Annotated in this window: 15 protein-coding genes; 8 read left to right on the top strand and 7 right to left on the bottom strand. The window is 72.6% G+C overall.

Annotated elements, in window-relative coordinates:
- Positions 1 to 24: 24 nt before the first annotated feature.
- On the bottom strand, positions 25 to 726 hold the full coding sequence (locus ACGFZF_RS02490; protein WP_393550667.1) for a PhzF family phenazine biosynthesis protein: 702 nt from the start codon (positions 724 to 726) through the stop codon (positions 25 to 27).
- 388 nt (positions 727 to 1,114) lie between these two features.
- Here ACGFZF_RS02490 and efeO point away from each other — a divergent pair, with 388 nt between their 5' ends.
- The 4 genes from efeO to ACGFZF_RS02510 are packed head-to-tail and all read left to right on the top strand — an operon-like array spanning position 1,115 to position 5,403.
- Positions 1,115 to 2,266, top strand: a complete 1,152-nt coding sequence (gene efeO, locus ACGFZF_RS02495) for an iron uptake system protein EfeO (protein WP_393550668.1) — start codon at positions 1,115 to 1,117, stop codon at positions 2,264 to 2,266.
- Between the two features lie 15 nt (positions 2,267 to 2,281).
- On the top strand, positions 2,282 to 3,535 hold the full coding sequence (gene efeB / locus ACGFZF_RS02500; RefSeq protein ID WP_393550669.1) for an iron uptake transporter deferrochelatase/peroxidase subunit: 1,254 nt from the start codon (positions 2,282 to 2,284) through the stop codon (positions 3,533 to 3,535).
- Positions 3,536 to 3,566: 31 nt separating this feature from the next.
- A complete protein-coding gene (gene efeU / locus ACGFZF_RS02505) occupies positions 3,567 to 4,535 on the top strand; it encodes an iron uptake transporter permease EfeU (protein WP_386541224.1) in 969 nt (322 codons plus the stop codon).
- Positions 4,492 to 5,403, top strand: coding sequence for a hypothetical protein (locus tag ACGFZF_RS02510; RefSeq protein WP_393551005.1), 912 nt, complete (start codon positions 4,492 to 4,494; stop codon positions 5,401 to 5,403). The genes efeU and ACGFZF_RS02510 overlap by 44 nt, the downstream gene beginning before the upstream one ends.
- A 64-nt stretch (positions 5,404 to 5,467) precedes the next feature.
- Here ACGFZF_RS02510 and ACGFZF_RS02515 read toward each other — a convergent pair whose 3' ends face one another.
- Both ACGFZF_RS02515 and ACGFZF_RS02520 read right to left on the bottom strand, forming a co-directional pair.
- Positions 5,468 to 6,235 carry a bifunctional DNA primase/polymerase gene (locus tag ACGFZF_RS02515; protein ID WP_393550670.1) on the bottom strand — a complete coding sequence of 256 codons (768 nt, stop codon included), beginning with the start codon at positions 6,233 to 6,235 and terminating at the stop codon, positions 5,468 to 5,470.
- A gap of 115 nt (positions 6,236 to 6,350) precedes the next feature.
- Positions 6,351 to 6,971: a TetR/AcrR family transcriptional regulator gene (locus ACGFZF_RS02520; protein WP_393550671.1), complete on the bottom strand. Its 621-nt coding sequence runs from the start codon at positions 6,969 to 6,971 to the stop codon at positions 6,351 to 6,353.
- A 109-nt stretch (positions 6,972 to 7,080) separates the two neighbouring features.
- Here ACGFZF_RS02520 and ddaH point away from each other — a divergent pair, with 109 nt between their 5' ends.
- Entirely contained in the window at positions 7,081 to 7,950 is an 870-nt protein-coding gene (gene ddaH / locus ACGFZF_RS02525; RefSeq protein WP_393550672.1) for a dimethylargininase, read from the top strand.
- A gap of 85 nt (positions 7,951 to 8,035) precedes the next feature.
- Here the strand turns inward: ddaH and ACGFZF_RS02530 are convergent, their stop codons facing one another.
- Positions 8,036 to 9,025 carry a small ribosomal subunit Rsm22 family protein gene (locus tag ACGFZF_RS02530; RefSeq protein ID WP_393550673.1) on the bottom strand — a complete coding sequence of 330 codons (990 nt, stop codon included), beginning with the start codon at positions 9,023 to 9,025 and terminating at the stop codon, positions 8,036 to 8,038.
- Between the two features lie 134 nt (positions 9,026 to 9,159).
- Complete coding sequence (locus ACGFZF_RS02535) at positions 9,160 to 10,443, bottom strand: Bcr/CflA family multidrug efflux MFS transporter (protein WP_393551006.1); 1,284 nt, start codon at positions 10,441 to 10,443, stop codon at positions 9,160 to 9,162.
- A gap of 79 nt (positions 10,444 to 10,522) precedes the next feature.
- Between ACGFZF_RS02535 and ACGFZF_RS02540 the strand changes: the two genes are divergently transcribed.
- Positions 10,523 to 11,548: a Gfo/Idh/MocA family protein gene (locus ACGFZF_RS02540; RefSeq protein WP_393550674.1), complete on the top strand. Its 1,026-nt coding sequence runs from the start codon at positions 10,523 to 10,525 to the stop codon at positions 11,546 to 11,548.
- A gap of 112 nt (positions 11,549 to 11,660) precedes the next feature.
- Here the strand turns inward: ACGFZF_RS02540 and ACGFZF_RS02545 are convergent, their stop codons facing one another.
- Positions 11,661 to 13,292, bottom strand: a complete 1,632-nt coding sequence (locus ACGFZF_RS02545) for an alkaline phosphatase D family protein (RefSeq protein ID WP_393550675.1) — start codon at positions 13,290 to 13,292, stop codon at positions 11,661 to 11,663.
- A gap of 135 nt (positions 13,293 to 13,427) precedes the next feature.
- Between ACGFZF_RS02545 and ACGFZF_RS02550 the strand changes: the two genes are divergently transcribed.
- Entirely contained in the window at positions 13,428 to 14,183 is a 756-nt protein-coding gene (locus ACGFZF_RS02550) for an SDR family oxidoreductase (protein ID WP_393550676.1), read from the top strand.
- Between the two features lie 116 nt (positions 14,184 to 14,299).
- Here the strand turns inward: ACGFZF_RS02550 and ACGFZF_RS02555 are convergent, their stop codons facing one another.
- Positions 14,300 to 14,623, bottom strand: coding sequence for a nuclear transport factor 2 family protein (locus ACGFZF_RS02555; protein ID WP_393550677.1), 324 nt, complete (start codon positions 14,621 to 14,623; stop codon positions 14,300 to 14,302).
- A gap of 189 nt (positions 14,624 to 14,812) precedes the next feature.
- Here ACGFZF_RS02555 and ACGFZF_RS02560 point away from each other — a divergent pair, with 189 nt between their 5' ends.
- A complete protein-coding gene (locus ACGFZF_RS02560) occupies positions 14,813 to 15,127 on the top strand; it encodes a MazG-like family protein (protein WP_393550678.1) in 315 nt (104 codons plus the stop codon).
- Position 15,128 lies beyond the last annotated feature (1 nt).

Raw genomic sequence — 15,128 nt, forward strand, 5'->3', positions numbered from 1 at the left:
GGGGAGACGTCCCCGCCGCCGGACTCAGCTGGTGAGCGGCGGTGCCAGCGTCGCCTCCAGCCGGACCCGCCCGCCGAGTTCGATCACGCCGTCGGGGCCGGGGGCCGTCAGGAGCTGTGAGCCCCGGCCCTGCGTGATGTTCAGGGCCCGGCCCAGCTCGGCCGTCAGCAGGATCGCCGCCGCGCCGGTGGCCTCGTCCTCGTCGATGCCGTCCCCGCGCCCCGGGAACCCCCGCGCCCGGACGCGGCCGGCCGCCTCGTCCTCCCAGGCCCAGGCGTAGACCCACTCCCCCGGCTCGGGCACCTCCAGCGCGTCGACCTCCGCGGCCGAGGCGTACCGCCGCAGGGTCCGCGGCGGGGCCCACTCGGCACGGGCCTCGATCCAGGTGAACTCCCCGTCGCCGCGCACCCACACCTCGCCCACCGGCGGACAGACGACCTCCAGATCCAGCAGCCAGGCCACGCCGACCACCGGGTACCCGGCGAACGGCAGCCGGACGCCGGGCGTGTAGATGTCGACGACGCCGCGCTCCGGATCGTCGACGAACACCGTCTCGCTGAAGCCGAGTTCCTTGGCGAGCGCCTGCCGGGACGCCTCGTCGGGGTGCGTACGGCCGTCGCGTACGACGCCGAGGGCGTTGCCGTACCGGCCGTCGCCGGCGCAGAAGACGCGCAGTACGTCGATGTCGGTGGCGCTGCGCACGATGTCAGTCACGGTCGTGTTCATGGCGGAATTGAAACATCCAGGAGTCCCGTTCCGCCGGACCACCCGCGATCGGCCGTGCCCGGGCGGGTCCTTCGCGATACGGCGAGGAGGCCACGGACCGGGCGAAACCCGCACCCCTCCCGCATCCGCGCACGGGCGTGCCGCTCGTCACCCCCCACCCGGCCGCCTCTTCTTCGCAAAACGCCCGAATCAACTGGCTTGACCCGCACTTGACCCTGTCATGGGTCGACCATGAGCGAGCTGTGATCCCGCTGTGCCCCGACCGGGAACCTGAGAGCTGAATCACTGGACGCCTGGGTACCGCTCAGGTAAGCCTCGGTTAAGTTAGGTCCGCCTCAGCGCCGGACCAACCCGTTCCCGGCACCCTCGTCCTTCCATGGAGCCCTCTATGCGAGCCGTCCGTCTCTCCGTCGTCACCGCCGCCGCGACCGCGGCAGCTCTGACCGCTGTCACGGGCTGCGCCGAGAAAAGCGACGCCAAGGGCGACGGCGCCGTCCAGGTCGTCGCGAAGGACGACTCCTGCACCGTGTCCAAGACCGAGTTCCCCGCCGGGCACGTGAAGCTCGCCGTGGAGAACCAGGGTTCCAAGGTCACCGAGGTCTACGTCCTCTACCCGGACGGCCGGATCGTCACCGAGCGCGAGAACATCGGCCCCTCCACCAAGGCGACCATCACCGCCGAGGTCAAGGCCGGCGACTACGCGATCGTCTGCAAGCCGGGCATGAAGGGCGCGGGCATCAGCCAGAAGGTCACCGTCACCGGTGGCGCCAAGGGTGCGGCGCGCTCCCCCGAGATGGACGCCGCCGTCGCGGCCTACCGCCAGTACGTGCAGGCGCAGGCCGAGGAGACCCTGCCGAAGGTGAAGGTCTTCACCGACGCCGTCCGCGCCGGTGACGTCGAGGCCGCGAAGAAGGCCTACGCCGACTCCCGCATCGGCTGGGAGCGGACCGAGCCCGTCGCGGAGTCCTTCGGCGACATCGACCCGAAGGTCGACGTCCGCGAGGACGGCCTGGAGGACGGCCAGGACCCGGCGAAGGACTGGACCGGCTGGCACCGCCTGGAGAAGGCGCTCTGGCAGGACAAGAAGATCGGCGACCGCGAGAAGCAGCTCGCCGACCTCCTCGACAAGGACCTCGCGGACTGGGTGAAGCGCGTCGGCAAGGCCGACATCACCCCCACCTCCATGGCCAACGGCGCCAAGGAGCTCCTGGACGAGGTCGCCAGCGGCAAGGTCACGGGTGAGGAGGAGCGTTACTCCCGCACCGACCTGGTCGACTTCAAGGCGAACGTCGAGGGTGCCCAGAAGTCCTTCGAGCTGCTCAAGCCGGTCGCCTCCAAGAACGACCCGAAGCTCGTCGCCGACCTGGACAAGCAGTTCGCGGCCCTGAACGCGCTCCTGGACAAGTACCGCACGGACAAGACCTCCTACGTCTTCACCTCGTACGACAAGGTCGGCAAGGCGGAGCGCAAGGAGCTCTCGGACGGCGTCAACGCGCTGGCCGAGCCGCTCTCCAAGCTCGCCGCCGCGGTCGTGAAGTAAGCCGGGAGGACCGAGATGACCGAGTCGACCGATCGCCCGAACGAGCCGACGGCCTCCCGGCGCACGGTGCTCGGCTGGGGAGGTGCCGGGCTCGCGCTCGGCGCCGCCGCGGCCGGCGGCGCCGTCGCCCTGACCCGCACCGGGGACACCGCGGTGCCCGCCGCCGACAGCGGCTCCGCCGTCCCCTTCCACGGCCCCCACCAGGCCGGCATCGCCAGCGCCGTCCAGGACCGGCTGCACTTCGCGGCCTTCGACGTGAAGACGAAGGACCGGGCCGAGCTCGTCCAGCTCCTCAAGGACTGGACGCGCGCCGCCGAGCTCATGACGGCCGGTCACGAGGTCGGCGAGGGCGCCTACGGCGGCCTGCCGGAGGCTCCGCCGGACGACACCGGCGAGGCTCTCGGCCTCAAGCCGTGCCGCCTCACCCTCACCATCGGCTTCGGCCCCTCCCTGTTCGACGGGCGCTTCGGCCTGAAGGACCGGCGGCCCGGGGCCCTGGTCGACCTGCCGAAGTTCCCCGGCGACAACCTGGACGCGGCCCGCAGCGGCGGCGACCTGTGCGTCCAGGCCTGCGCCGACGACCCCCAGGTCGCGGTGCACGCGATCCGCAACCTGGCCCGGATCGGCTTCGGCAGGGTCGCGGTCCGCTGGTCGCAGCTCGGTTTCGGCAAGACCTCCTCGACGACGCCCGAGGCGCAGACCCCGCGCAACATGATGGGCTTCAAGGACGGCACCCGGAACATCGCGGGCACCGACACCGCCGCGCTCGACAAGCACGTGTGGGCCGCCGAGAAGGACGGCTCCGCGTGGATGGCGGGCGGCTCGTACCTGGTGGCGCGCCGGATCCGGATGAACATCGAGACCTGGGACCGCACCTCGCTCCAGGAGCAGGAGGACATCTTCGGCCGCGACAAGCGCGAGGGCGCGGCCGTCGGCAAGGCCAAGGAGCACGACGAGCCGTTCCTGAAGGCGATGAAGCCGGAGGCGCACGTCCGGCTCGCGCACCCGGACTCCAACGACGGGGCGACGATCCTGCGCCGCGGCTACTCCTTCACGGACGGCACGGACGGCCTGGGCCGCCTCGACGCGGGCCTGTTCTTCCTCGCGTACCAGCGCGACGTCCGCAAGGGCTTCATCCCGGTGCAGACCTCGCTGGCGCGGGCCGACGTCCTCAACGAGTACATCCAGCACGTGGGTTCGGCGCTGTTCGCCGTCCCGCCGGGCGTCCGCGACAAGGACGACTGGTGGGGCCGGGCGCTGTTCTCGTAGCAGTGCCCGGGCATTACCGAAGGGAGCCGGCGTGTTCGGCAACTATCTGATCGGCCTCCGCGAGGGCCTGGAGGCCAGCCTGGTCGTCTGCATCCTCATCGCGTACCTGGTGAAGACGGGCCGCCGTGACGCCCTGAAGCCGATCTGGATCGGCATCGGGGTGGCGGTCTCGCTGGCCCTGGCCTTCGGCTTCGCCCTCGAATTCGGCTCGCAGGAGCTGACGTTCGAGGCGCAGGAGCTGCTGGGCGGCTCGCTCTCCATCGTCGCCGTGTGCCTGGTGACCTGGATGGTCTTCTGGATGCGGCGGACGGCGCGGCACCTGAGGAAGGAGCTGCACGGGCGGCTGGACGCGGCGCTGCAGATGGGCACCGGCGCGCTGGTCGCCACGGCCTTCCTGGCCGTGGGCCGCGAGGGCCTGGAGACGGCGCTGTTCGTGTGGGCGTCCGTACGGGCCTCGCAGGACGGCACGTCCGCCCCGCTGGCCGGCGTACTGCTGGGCATCGCGACCGCGATCGTCCTCGGCTGGCTGTTCTACCGCGGCGCGCTCAGGATCAACCTGGCGAAGTTCTTCACCTGGACCGGCGGCATGCTGGTCGTGGTGGCGGCCGGCGTGCTGGCGTACGGCGTGCACGACCTGCAGGAGGCGCGTTTCGTCGGGGGTCTCGCGAACAAGGCCTTCGACGTCTCGGAGACGATCCCGCCGGACAGCTGGTACGGCACCCTGCTGAAGGGCGTCTTCAACTTCCAGCCCGACCCGACGGTCGTTCAGGTCACGGTGTGGGCGCTCTATCTGATCCCGACCCTCGTCCTGTTCCTGGCCCCGGTAGGGTCGGTTCCGTCCGTGCGGGTGAAGGAGCAGAAGGCGACCGATGAGAAAGCTGAGGCGGCCGGCGAGGGCGCTCGTGGCGACGGCGGCGGCGACGGTGCTGGCGCTGACGGCGAGCAGCTGCGTGACGGTGCACGGCGAGCTGGAGCTCCTGCCGGCGGCGACGAAGTCTGAGGCCGAGCAGGCTCTCAAGGACTTCGTCGACGCCTACAACAAGGGCGACAAGGCGAACGACCCGGCCCTCACCGCGGGCCGGGTCACCGGTCCGCTCGGGGCGATCAACCAGGCGGGCCTGAAGTCCCGTTCGGTCACAAGTCCGAACGGGAACCCGGGCCACGTGCCGCTGGAGCTGTCGGACGCGACGTTCCTGCTGCCGAAGAAGGCGGGCTGGCCGCGCTGGTTCGTCGCGGACACCGACTCCAACCGGGACACCGACCAGGGGCCCGGTGACAACCGCTGGCTGCTGGTGTTCGTCCGCAACGGCGCCACGCAGTTGTGGGAGGTCGCCTATCTGACGATCCTCACCCCGGACGAGGTACCGGCCTTCGCGACCGACGACGCCGGCTTCGCGGTCCCGGTCCCACCCGACTCCGCACGGCTGGCGGTCGCGCCGCAGAACCTCGGCAGGGAGTACGTCTCCTACCTCTCGACCGGCCGGCCCGGGCCGTTCGCCGCCGGTCCGCACACCTCGCTGTGGCGGACCGAGCGGCAGAAGTCGGCCCAGCGGGCCGGTCTCGCCACCCAGTACATCGACGAGGCCACGGACACCGGCGATTTCGCGCCGCTGGGGCTCGCGACGCGGGAGGGCGGGGCGCTGGTCTTCTTCGCGACGAAGTACTTCGAGCGGCAGACCGCGGCCCAGGGCTACCGCCCGAAGGTCGGCGCCGACGTGAAGGCCCTGCTGACCGGCGAGATCAAGCGGTCGGTCACCAAGACGTGGGTGTCCAGCCAGGCGGTGCTCGTGAAGCCGGCGGGCGCGACGCAGGACGGGGTCACGGTCGCGGGGCGGCTGCAGGGCGTGACGGCGGCGGAGGGCTCGTAGGCGGTCCGGGTCCTGTCCGGGCGGACAGGACCCGCGGGGCTCAACGGCTCAACGGCTCAACGGCTCAACGGCTCAACGGCCAGGCGACCTCGTGGCCCGACTGCTGCTCCTCCTGCTCGGCGAGGTGCCGGGCGCAGGCGTCGGTGAGGGTCTCCAGCAGGTTCAGGGGGTCCGGCAGCGGGTGCTCGGGGCCGCGGGCCCAGGAGACCCCCGGGTGCTCCTCCTCGTCACCGATGAGCCGGGACGGCGGCAGGAGCACGTAGCTGCCCCGGCAGTGCCAGCGCAGCCCCGGATGCTCGTCCATGGTCTCCGGATGGCAGTCCAGCTCGCAGGGCCACCACTCGTCCTCGTCCTCGGGGGTGCCTCGGGTGGCGGTGAAGAAGAGCATCCGTGCGCCGTCGCCCGCGGTCGGCGCGGACTCGGCGACGGGGCCGACGTCGATCCCCTGGTCGAGGAGCCGGGCCAGGGCGCCGCGCCCGGCCTCCAGCGGGACGTCGAGGACGTCGTGCACCATGCCGGTGGCGGTGACGAAGTTCGCGGCGGGCTCGGCACGGGCCCAGCGTTCGATCTGGGCGCGGTCGGTGGTCGACTGGGTCTGCCAGGCGAAGGACACCGGATGCCGGGCCGGGGTGGGGCAGCCCATGCGCTCGCAGGAACATCGGTAGCCGACGGGGTACGCGGCGGGGGCGAGGGGCATTCCCGCGGCGGCGACGGCCAGGAGCAGCTTCTCGCGGTCGTTCCCGTCGTCCGCGGGGGTGCGGCGGGGGCGCCTGCGCAGCCATCCCGCGAGCCTGCTGTCCGTGCCGCGGTAGCGGCCTTTGCCGTCGCCCATCTATCCCCTCACACGCTCGTGCTCGCCCGTTCGGCTCTGCCCATGGTCCCACCATCCTGCGCTCCGGGTGACCGGACTTCCCAACCGGGGTGGGGTGGGACGGCGCACAGGGACCTCAGGAGCGGGGGGCGATACCGCGCAGGACGTAGTCGACGAGGGTGTCGGCGTAGGCGTGGGTCAGCGGCAGGGTGCGGTGCTGCCAGCGGTGGTTCAGAGGGCCGACCAGGAGTTCGAGGGCGATGCGCGGGTCGACGGCGGGGTCGACGTCCCCGGCCGCCTGGGCGGCCTCGATGCGGCGCACGTAGTACTGGAGCTGGGGTTCGAGGAGTCGCTCGACGAACCGGGCGCCGAGCTCCGGATCGACCAGTCCCTCGGCGGCCAGCGCGCGGGAGGGGCCGTCGTAGGTCGGGTCGTTCAGCTCGTCGACGGTCGCGCGCAGCACGAACCTGAGGTCGGCGGCGAGGTCCCCGGTGTCGGGGATCTCACTCTCGGCGTCGCCGCCGAGGGCCTCGTGGGCCCGCGCGGCGAGGTCGAGGAAGGCGTCGAGCAGAACGGCGGACTTGGAGGGCCACCAGCGGTAGATCGTCTGCTTGCCGACACCCGCGCGGGCGGCGATGCCCTCGATCGTGGTCCTGGTGTAACCGGACTCGGTGACGAGGGCGAGGGCGGCGTCGTAGATGGCGCGGCGGGAGCGTTCGCTGCGGCGCGAGGCGTCGGGGGCCTTGGTGTCGGACATGGAGGCAATCTAACACTCGCGAGACGACGCGTCTCGCCACCTGTGGTACGCCGGTATTCGGCCGAACCACCCGAACGGTTCACTGCGCGGACGCCGGGGAGGGCGGACCATGGGGACCGTCCGAACCACCGTCCGTGAGGAGCCCTCATTGCGCCCTACTCCGCGCGAGGCTTCGCTTCGCCGTTACCTGATGTGCCCACCCACGCACTTCGAGGTGACGTACTCCATCAACCCCTGGATGGACCCCACGAAACCGGTCGACCTGCCCCTGGCCCTCGCCCAGTGGGAGGACCTGCGCGACCGCTACCGCTCGCTCGGCCACGGCGTCGAGCTGCTCGACCCGCGACCGGGCCTGCCGGACATGGTCTTCGCCGCGAACGGCGCGACCGTCGTGGACGGCCGGGTGCTCGGCGCCCGGTTCGCCCACCCGGAGCGCACCGACGAGGCGGTGGCGCACCTGGACTGGTTCCGCAGGAACGGTTACGCGGACCTGTGGGAGCCGGAGCACGTGAACGAGGGCGAGGGCGACTTCGCCGTGACCGCCTCCTGGATCCTGGCCGGCCGCGGCTTCCGCTCCAGTCCGCTCTCGCACGACGAGGCACAGGAGTACTTCGGCCGCCCGGTGATCGGTCTGGAGCTGGTGGACCCGCGCTACTACCACCTGGACACGGCGCTGTGCGTCCTGGACGACGCCCGCGACGAGATCATGTACTACCCGGACGCCTTCTCCCCCGGGAGCAGGGCCGTCCTGGCCCGGCTCTTCCCCGACGCCCTGCTGGCCACGGAGCGCGACGCCGCGGCGCTCGGCCTGAACGCCGTCAGTGACGGCCTGCACGTGCTGCTGCCCCAGGCCGCGGTGGGCCTGTTCGAACCGCTGCGGGACCGGGGCTTCGACCCGGTGGGCATGGACCTGTCGGAACTCCTCAAGGGCGGCGGCAGCGTCAAGTGCTGCACCCAGGAGCTGCGGACGGCGGCCTGACACCCGCCCGCCCCGCCCCCGGGGGCGTCACGCCTCCGGGGGTCGCGCCCGCGGGCCCAGGGGGGTCTTGCCGATCTTGCCGGGCTCAGTCCTCCGGCGGCCAGGCGTCGCCCCAGTCGGCGTCGCGCGCCGCACGGTAGAGCGCGCCGTGGCGCTTGGTGACCGTCTCGCGGGTCAGTCCCGCCTCCGGGGGCCCGCACAGGTCGAGCAGGACCTGCCCCTTGCGGATCTGCGGCTTGCGCGTGATCCGCGCGGGCGCCGGCACGACGGGGAAGCGGGTCGCCGCGACGTAGCTGAACTTCTCGTCCTCGTACGGCAGCGAGCCGCCCTTCACCTGGCGGTGCAGCGAGGAGCGGCTCACCCGCGCCGCGAAGTGGCACCAGTCCGTGCCCGGTTCGATCGGGCAGGCCCCGCTGTGCGGGCACGGCGCCGCGACCGTCAGCCCCGCCTCCACGAGCAGCGACCGCGCGGCGATGATCCGTTCGTAGCCGTCGGGTGTGCCCGGTTCCACGATCACGACGGCCTGAGCCGCCCGCGCCGCCTCGGTCACGACCGCCCGGCGATCGGATTCGGTCAGCTCCTTCAGGACGTACGAGACCGTCACGAGGTCGGTCCCGTCGAGCGTGAGCGCCCCGCTGATCCGGGCCCGCCGCCACTCCGCCGCGAAGACCCCCTCGGCGAGCTCCCGCCCCAGCGCGAGGGCCGGCTCCGCCCAGTCCAGGACCGTCGTGCGGGCCGCGCCCTCCCACGCCTCGGCGACCGCCCAGCTCGCCGCGCCGGTGCCGCCGCCGATGTCGGTGTGCGTGGCCGGCTCCCACCCGGGTGCCGCGTCCCGCAGCGCGTCGAGCACCGCCCGTACCGCCTCGAACGTCGCCGGCATCCGGTACGCGGCGTACGCGGCGACGTCGGACCGGTCGCGCAGCACGGGGGCGTCGGTGGGCGTGGTCCCGCGGTAGTTGGCGATCAGGCGCTCGACGGCCGATGCCGCCTGCCGCGGGGGCAGCCCGTCGAGGAGCCCGGCGAGCGCGGCCCGCAGGGTGTCGGCGGTCGGAGCGGTCGGAAGAGAGGCGTTCACCCGGACATGTTAGGTGGCGCGGGCGCTCCGCCCGCGCGCGGCGCCCGGGCGCCGTACGGGGCACCGCGGGGCCGACGCGGGTCCTCGGAGGGCGCCGCGAGCCGGGCGGGCCGTCCGCCGCCGGGCCCGTCGGTTCAGGCGGTCTTCCGCTGCTCGCGGGCGCGCCACGGGCGGCAGAGAGTCAGGAAGCAGGTGAGCGCCGCCGCCGCGCAGACCAGCTGCACGACGGCCATGGGCACCGCCGTCGCCTCCCCCGCGATCCCGACGAGGGGCGAGGCGACCGCCCCGATGAGGAAGGAGGAGGTACCGAGCAGCGCGGACGCCGAGCCCGCCGCGTGCGGGGTGCGCATCAGCGCCTGCGCGTTGGTGTTGGGCATCGCCAGGCCCATCGCGGACATCAGCACGAACAGACCCGCGGCGATCGGGACCAGGCCCACCTCGCCGAAGACCCCGCTCGTCATCAGCAGCAGCGCCACGGAAGCGAGCAGGATGACGCACAGCCCCCAGCCGAGCGCCTTGTCCAGGCTGACCCGGCCGACGAGGACCTTGCCGTTGACCTGGCCGACGGCGACGAGACCGATGGAGTTGAGCCCGAAGAGCAGGCTGAAGGTCTGCGGCGAGGCCCCGTAGATCTCCTGCACCACGAAGGGCGAGGCGCTGATGTAGGCGAAGAGGGCGGCGAAGGCCAGCCCGCCGGACAGCATGTAGCCGGTGAAGACCCGGTCCGCGAGCAGTCCGCGCATGGTGCGCAGCGCCTCGCCGACCCCGCCCTCGTGCCGCCGCTCCGGCGGCAGGGTCTCGCCGAGGAAGCGCCAGACGACGAGGGTGAGCAGCACGCCGATGAGGGTGAGGACGTAGAAGACGCCCCGCCAGTCGGTGGTCCTCAGGATCTGGCCGCCGATGAGCGGGGCGATGATCGGGGCGACGCCGGAGATCAGCATGAGGGTGGAGAAGAAGCGGGCCATCTCGACGCCGTCGTACAGATCGCGGACGACGGCCCGGGCGATCACGATGCCGGCCGCGCCCGCGAGTCCCTGGAGGAGCCGGAAGCCGATGAGCAGCTCGGCGGAGGGCGCGAGCGCGCAGACGGCGGTGGCGGCGACGTACACGATCATGCCGATGAGCAGCGGGCGGCGGCGCCCCCACCGGTCGCTCATCGGGCCGACGACGAGCTGGCCCAGCGCCATGCCGGCGAGGCAGGCGGTGAGGGTGAGCTGGATGGTCGCCGCGGGCGAGCGAAGCGCCTCGGTGACCTCCGGCAGGGCGGGCAGGTACATGTCCATGGAGAGCGGCGGGAGCGCCGTGAGACCACCGAGGACGAGGGTCACGAGCAGCCCCGCGCGGCGGGCGGCGACTCCGTCCGTGGGGGAGCCGGTGGATATGTGGCCTTGTGTCGTGGTCTGGCCGCGCTCCGGCATCGACTGCTCCATTTCGTTGAAACTTTCCCTATGCTCTCAGCTCGTCCGGGGTGGTCGAGACCTATTTCCGAGGTGAGGCATGGGGAGATCCGGTAGGACCGTGCGGTGGGGCGTGCTGGCGACCGGAGGGATCGCGGCGCAGTTCACCACCGATCTGCTGGGGATGGAAGACGCGGAGGTGGTGGCCGTCGCCTCTCGCACGGAGGCGTCGGCGAGGTCCTTCGCCGATCGCTTCGGGATACCGCGGGCCTACGGGGACTGGGCCGCGCTGGCGGCCGACCCGGACGTGGACGTGGTGTACGTGGCGACGCCGCACCACGCCCACCGGGCGGCGGCCGGACTCGCCCTCGAAGCGGGCAAGGCCGTCCTGTGCGAGAAGGCGTTCACGATCGACGCCGTCGAGGCGGAGGAGCTGGTCGCGCTCGCCCGGGACCGGGGCCTCTTCCTGATGGAGGCCATGTGGATGTACTGCAACCCGCTGATCCGGCGGGTGGCCGCCCTGGTCGCGGAGGGGGCGATCGGCGAGGTCCGGACCGTCCAGGCGGACTTCGGTCTCGAAGGTCCCTTCGCGGCCGACCACCGGCTGCGTGATCCCGCCGTGGGCGGCGGGGCGCTCCTCGACCTCGGGGTGTACCCGGTCTCGTTCGCGCAGCTGCTGCTCGGCGAACCCGACTCCGTCCAGGCGCACGCGCTGCTCTCGCCGGAGGGCGTGGACCTGAACACGGCCGTGCTGCTGGGCTGGTCGGACTCCGGGGCCTCGGCGCTGCTGTCCTGCTCGATCGCGGCGGACACCCCGATGACCGCCTCCGTGACGGGCTCGCGGGGCCGGATCGACTTCCCGCGCGGCTTCTTCCACCCGGAGCGGTTCACCCTGCACCGGACGGGTCACGAGCCGGAGGACCACGTGATCGCGGGCGACGGCACCGCCGAGCGGTACACCTTCCGGCACGAGGCGGCCGAGGTCATGCGCTGCCTGCGGGCCGGCGAGACCGAGTCGCCGCTGGTCCCGCTGGACGGTTCGCTCGCGGTGATGCGGACGCTCGACGCGGTGCGGGACCGCATCGGCGTCCGCTATCCCGCGGAACGGGCCGCGGCACGGGTGTGACGGCGCCGCGGCACGGACGAGGGTGAGCTGCGGCGCGCCCGGCGGATCGGGACGGATCCGGCCGGGCGCGCGGCGGTACCGATCCGGACGGAGGACCCGGACAGGACACCCCCTAGGCCGGCGTGAGGCCCGGCCTGCCCGCCTCCGTGACGAAGGACGCGGCCGTGGCGACCGGGGCACCCGGGGTCGTCACGGCCGTCACCGTACGGAAGTCCGCCCGCGCGCTGCGCTCGCCGAGCGCGACCTTCACGTATCCGCGCCGCCCGTTGTAGAACCTCATGTGCGGGTTGGCCCGGGTCAGGGCGTCGTGGTTGGCCGGCCGGTCCGCGCCGTCCTTGCCGCTGGCGATGGAAGTGGCGACGATCTCCGTGCCGACGGTCCGGGAGGCCGGATCGCGGAAGTCGGCCTTGAGGTCGAAGGCGTGGCCGACGTGGACGTCGCCGGTGAGGACCATCAGGTTGTCGACGCGGGCCGCGGCGGCCCCGTCCAGGATCCGCTGCCGGGAGGCCGGATAGCCGTCCCAGGAGTCCATCGACAGCTTGTAGCCGGCGGTCGGGACGTTGCGGCGCTCGGCGAACACGACCTGCTGCGGCACGACGTTCCAGCGCGCGTCCGACCGCCGCCACCCGTCGATCAGCCACCGCTCCTGGGTGGCGCCGGTCAGGGTGCGCGAGGGGTCCTCGGACTCGGGTCCGGGGACCTGCCAGCCGTCGCCGTACGCCTGGTCGGAGCGGTACTGGCGGGTGTCGAGGACGTCGAACTGCGCCAGTCGGCCGAAGCGCAGGCGGCGGTAGAGCCTCATGTCGGGGCCGACGGGCCGCTGGGGCGCGCGCAGCGGCTGGTTCTCCCAGTAGGCGCGGTAGGCGGCGGCGCGGCGGGCGAGGAACTCCTCCGGCGGCACGTCGTTCTCGGGGACGTCGTCCGCGTAGTTGTTCTCGGTCTCGTGGTCGTCCCATGTGACGACGAAGGGGTGTGCGGCGTGCGCGGCCCTCAGGTCGGGGTCCGACTTGTAGAGGGCGTAGCGCAGCCGGTAGTCCTCCAGGGTGACGGTCTCCCGGGCGAAGACGTCGGGCAGCCGGCGGTCGGTGTAGGCACGGGCGCCGCCGGTGGCGTTCACGGCGTACTCGTAGAGGTAGTCGCCGAGGTGGAAGACGACGTCGAGGTCCTCCTCGGCGAGGTGCTTGTAGGCCGTGAAGTAGCCGTCGTGGTACGCCTGGCAGGACACGGCGGCGAGGGTGAGGCCGGCGATCCGGGCACCGGGGGCGGGCGCGGTGCGGGTGCGGCCCACGGGGCTGACCCAGTCGCCGGCGAGGAAGCGGTAGAAGTACGCCCGGCCCGGGGCGAGATGGTCGACCTCGACGTGCACGGTGTGCTGGAACTCCGGGTGGGCGGTGGCCGTCCCCCGTCTGGCGATCCTGCGGAACCGCTCGTCGTGGGCCAGTTCCCACCGGACGGCGACCCGCTCGCGCGGCAGCCCGGCGTCGGTCTGGAAGGGGCGGGGGGCGAGCCGGGTCCACAGCAGCACGGAGCCGGGCAGCGGGTCTCCCGAGGCCACGCCGAGCGTGAACGGGTCCTCGGCGATCCGGCGGGCGTCGAGTTCGGCGGCGCTCGCGGCACCGGCGGCCGGAAGGTTGACGGCGAAGGCGAGCGCGGCGGCCGCCCCGGTGACGGTGAGGAACCGGCGGCGGCCGAACCGGGCGGCGGCGGCGCGGAGTTCGTCGGTGTGGGTCTGCGCGGGTGTCATAAGCCCCTCCCCTGACGGATGTTGTCCGTCAGGTATTCGAGTGGCACGGGAAGACCCAGGGTTGTCGGGTACAGAACATCCGCGTGTCGGACAGATGAGTTCCCTGTGCACCGATCTCCCGTACGCTGCGCGCCCATGAGCACTGAGTCGCGTGTGGCAGTGGTGACGGGAGCGGGTTCGGGTATCGGCCGGAGCGTGGCACGGGCCCTCGCGGACGCCGGCTGGTCGCTGGCGCTGGCGGGCCGTAGGAGGGAGGCCCTGGAGGAGACGGCCGCGGCCGTGACCTCGGGAGAGACCCTCTGCGTCCCGACCGACGTGACGTCGCCGCAGGCCGTGACGGCTCTGTTCGAGGCGGTACGGGACCGGTTCGGCCGGGTCGACCTGCTGTTCAACAACGCCGGGACGTTCGCGGGCGGCGGAGTCCCGGTCGAGGACCTCGACTACGAGACCTGGCGGACGGCCGTCGACGTCAACCTGACGGGCGCGTTCCTGTGCGCCCAGGCAGCGTTCCGGACCATGCGGGAACAGGCGCCGCAGGGCGGCCGGATCATCAACAACGGCTCGATCTCCGCGCACGTGCCGCGCCCGCACTCCATCGCGTACACCGCGACCAAACACGCGATGACCGGTCTGACGAAGTCGCTGTCGCTGGAAGGCCGCCCGTACCGGATCGCCTGCGGGCAGCTGGACATCGGGAACGCGGCGACGGAGATGACGGCGCGGATGCAGACCGGGATCCTGCAGGCCAACGGCGCACTGGCGGTGGAGCCGGTGATGGACGCGGCCGACGTGGCGGCGACGGTGGTGCACATGGCGGGGCTGCCGCTGGAGGCGAACGTGCAGTTCGCGACGGTGATGGCGACGGCCATGCCGTACATCGGCCGGGGGTAGCAAGCGGGGCGCGTGCAGGCAGGCGAGGCAGGCCGTACGGGCGGGGCGCGGGGCGGGCCCGCCGGTCACCGACCGGCCGTCCTTCCGCCGCGCCGACCGGCCCCGCCCGTACGGCGTTACGCCTGGCCGGTCTCGAAGCGGGCGACCTTGCCGCCCTCGACGACGAAGCGCCAGCGGGTGCGCATCTCGCCCCAGGTGTCGTTGCGGAAGCGGGCGACGAGCGCGTGCCCGCCGTCCTTGACGGACTCGATCTCCATGTGACCGCGCGAGGAGAAGATCTCCTTGTCGGTCCAGTCGTCGAGGTCGCGCTCCGATCCGTCGTCGGACATGGTGGCGCCGTCGACGAGTGCGGTGCGGAAGGCGTCGCGGTCGTGGGCGTTGAGGGCCGCGACGAAGGCGCGCACGGCGGGGTCGGTGAGTTTGTCCAAGGGGATGGTCATGGCCTACCCGTACACCTGGCGGCCCCCGATCCGGGAGAACCCGGGCCGCCGGGGTGCCGCGTTCAGCGGACGGACTCGGCCACCTGGGCGAGCGGCACGGGCGGCCTCTGCCCGGCCGGGGTTCACTCGGATCGGCGGTGTCCCACGTCCGGACGTCGTCCGCGCGCCCCACCTGGCAGGCTGGCCCGCATGGACGACGCCTGGAGCACCATCGACCGGCTGCACGGCTGGCTGACCGACCATCAGGACCTGCAGCCGGGGCAGGAGGTCCTCCTGCGGGTCCTGAAGCTCTCCGAGGAGGTCGGCGAGGTCGCGGAGGCCGTGGTCGGCGCGACCGGCCAGAACCCGCGCAAGGGCACCAGTCACTCCTGGCAGGACGTGGAGGCCGAACTCTCCGACGTGATCATCACGGCGATGGTCGCGCTGCGCACCCTCACCCCCGAGGCCGGCGACGTCTTCGCCGGGCATCTGCGACGGGTGGCCGAGCGGTCGCTGCGGGCCTGAG

Source organism: Streptomyces sp. NPDC048338, assembly GCF_043201055.1.
Classification (GTDB): Bacteria; Actinomycetota; Actinomycetes; order Streptomycetales; family Streptomycetaceae; genus Streptomyces.

Coding starts and splice junctions, on each gene's coding strand:
- ACGFZF_RS02515 (WP_393550670.1), bottom strand. CDS start 6,235: ATGGGCGACGGCAAAGGCCGCTACCGCGGCACGGACAGCAGGCTCGCG.
- ACGFZF_RS02550 (WP_393550676.1), top strand. CDS start 13,428: ATGAGCACTGAGTCGCGTGTGGCAGTGGTGACGGGAGCGGGTTCGGGT.
- ACGFZF_RS02560 (WP_393550678.1), top strand. CDS start 14,813: ATGGACGACGCCTGGAGCACCATCGACCGGCTGCACGGCTGGCTGACC.
- efeO (WP_393550668.1), top strand. CDS start 1,115: ATGCGAGCCGTCCGTCTCTCCGTCGTCACCGCCGCCGCGACCGCGGCA.
- ACGFZF_RS02540 (WP_393550674.1), top strand. CDS start 10,523: ATGGGGAGATCCGGTAGGACCGTGCGGTGGGGCGTGCTGGCGACCGGA.
- efeB (WP_393550669.1), top strand. CDS start 2,282: ATGACCGAGTCGACCGATCGCCCGAACGAGCCGACGGCCTCCCGGCGC.
- ACGFZF_RS02555 (WP_393550677.1), bottom strand. CDS start 14,623: ATGACCATCCCCTTGGACAAACTCACCGACCCCGCCGTGCGCGCCTTC.
- ACGFZF_RS02535 (WP_393551006.1), bottom strand. CDS start 10,443: ATGCCGGAGCGCGGCCAGACCACGACACAAGGCCACATATCCACCGGC.
- ddaH (WP_393550672.1), top strand. CDS start 7,081: ATGGGGACCGTCCGAACCACCGTCCGTGAGGAGCCCTCATTGCGCCCT.
- ACGFZF_RS02545 (WP_393550675.1), bottom strand. CDS start 13,292: ATGACACCCGCGCAGACCCACACCGACGAACTCCGCGCCGCCGCCGCC.
- ACGFZF_RS02490 (WP_393550667.1), bottom strand. CDS start 726: ATGAACACGACCGTGACTGACATCGTGCGCAGCGCCACCGACATCGAC.
- ACGFZF_RS02520 (WP_393550671.1), bottom strand. CDS start 6,971: ATGTCCGACACCAAGGCCCCCGACGCCTCGCGCCGCAGCGAACGCTCC.